Source organism: Elstera litoralis, assembly GCF_000963705.1.
Lineage (GTDB): Bacteria > Pseudomonadota > Alphaproteobacteria > Elsterales > Elsteraceae > Elstera > Elstera litoralis.
In genome coordinates, this window is record NZ_LAJY01000700.1 from 1 (window position 1) to 1,319 (window position 1,319).

The 1,319-nt window shown below is 59.1% G+C and carries 3 protein-coding genes; 1 reads left to right on the plus strand and 2 read right to left on the minus strand.

Translation table 11 applies throughout. From position 1 onward, the window contains the following. Positions 1-482: hypothetical protein (locus VZ95_RS26105; RefSeq protein WP_045777276.1), on the plus strand; the 482-nt coding region annotated here is incomplete at its 5' end. Positions 483-500: 18 nt separating this feature from the next. Here VZ95_RS26105 and VZ95_RS29840 read toward each other — a convergent pair. Next, positions 501-848, minus strand: a complete 348-nt coding sequence (locus VZ95_RS29840) for a helix-turn-helix transcriptional regulator (protein WP_456297712.1) — start codon at positions 846-848, stop codon at positions 501-503. Further along, entirely contained in the window at positions 778-1,269 is a 492-nt protein-coding gene (locus tag VZ95_RS29845) for an AAA-type ATPase lid domain-containing protein (RefSeq protein ID WP_456297713.1), read from the minus strand. Before VZ95_RS29845 ends, VZ95_RS29840 begins: the two co-directional genes overlap by 71 nt. Positions 1,270-1,319 lie beyond the last annotated feature (50 nt).

A 1,319-nucleotide genomic window follows, 5' to 3' on the forward strand; every position in this document is an offset into this window, starting at 1 on the left:
CCGACATTGAAGAACTCGCTTTTATCAGCGACCGCGAGGGCATGCTGACCTTGATGCGTTTCTTCGTTGCCAAACTCAGGGATTCTTTTGGTTTCAAAGAGGATTCGACGATTTTCTTTTCGGTCTATCGCCTTCTTCATGCGCTTTATTTATGCGACCGTCTGCTGTCGGTCGATAAATATCTCTCTGATATGCTGATGTCAGGGTCCAAGTTTGGGCCGCTTTACGCGCAGTTAGGGACTGAATTTATTCAGGATGTGCGCTTCGTCGTAATCTCCGTGGTGTCGGCGAGTGAAAACGGGGCCGGGTATTTACTCGTCTACAATAAAGACCCCAGCCAATTTGAGCAACCGGATGGCGATTCCGGGAAAACGCTGATTGCGCCCCCGCCTGACACGAAGGTCGCGGTGGAATTAACACTCATATGGTCGGAGTTTTTCGCGCTGAGCAATCCTAGCACGGCGAGCAGTAGCGGCTTTTAGGGCCGACCTTCGTCGGCGCTAGCGCGCGGGTGCGCTGAGCGGGCGATGCGCCGGAACGGGCGTTGCGGCGACGATACCCCGCCGAAACTCGCGCGGGCTCTTGCCCCACTGCCGCCGAAAGCTTTTCTCGAAATGGCTGAGATCGGCAAACCCGACGCTCATGGCGACATCGGTGATCGGTTGGCGCAGGTCGGTCGACAGCAGTTCGCTGGCCTTCTGGACGCGCAATCGCCCCAGCAGGGTTTTGAACGCAGTGTGTAACTCGGTGCGGAACAGAAAGCTTAAGTGCGAGCGGCTAACATGGGCGTGGCTGGCAAGCTCGTCTAAAGAAACCGGCTGAGCATAATGTTCGCCTAAGTAAAACAGCGCTTTCTTGAGGGCAGGGTGCCGCCCGGCGAGGGCTTGGGCATCTTTGCTCAGCGCGCATGAAATCCAATATTCTAAAGGCTCTGGTCGGGGCGGTAGCGTGATCGGGCGCGCTTCGGTTGGGGGGCGGGGGCTCCTCCGGCGCGCCGTGCGCCGGCGCGGGCAGCATCCAAGGGGCGTGTTGGCGAATATCCGCGTCAGTAATCGGGGCACCATCGGTCATAACCGCCAGTCGGGCGATCACGCGGTCAAGCTCAAAGCCATTTTCTGGCCAGGGATAGGCGCGGCAGGCGGCGAGAAGGTCGGGCGTTACGATCTCGGGTTTCGCATAACCGTGGTCGGCCAGGGCGGCGACGATGAGGGCGGGCAAATCCTCCAAACGGTCGCGTAGGGGCGGAAGCTCCGTACCCAAAAAATCCAATTCCGCCAGAAGCGAGCGTGAGAAGCGACCGTCGCGGGCGGCCTGCTTCA